This window comes from Chromobacterium sp. ASV23 (assembly GCF_016428945.1).
In the GTDB taxonomy this organism is placed as follows: Bacteria; Pseudomonadota; Gammaproteobacteria; order Burkholderiales; family Chromobacteriaceae; genus Chromobacterium; species Chromobacterium sinusclupearum.
Genome location: NZ_JAELTR010000285.1, coordinates 1 through 255 on the forward strand (window position 1 = coordinate 1; position 255 = coordinate 255).

A 255-nucleotide genomic window follows, 5' to 3' on the forward strand; every position below is an offset into this window, starting at 1 on the left:
TCACTCCGCACACCGAGTTCCAAGCTTCCGTGTACGTGCTGTCCAAGGACGAAGGTGGCCGTCACACCCCGTTCTTCGCGAACTACCGTCCGCAGTTCTACTTCCGTACGACCGACGTGACCGGCGCTATCAAGCTGGCTGAAGGCGTGGAAATGGTAATGCCGGGTGACAACGTGGAAATCTCCGTTGAACTGATCGCACCGATCGCCATGGAAGAAGGTCTGCGCTTCGCTATCCGCGAAGGCGGCCGTACCG

General features: G+C 59.2%; 1 pseudogene. It reads left to right on the top strand.

Annotated elements, in window-relative coordinates:
- Positions 1-255: pseudogene (gene tuf, locus JHD59_RS23430) on the top strand (elongation factor Tu); the annotation flags it as partial.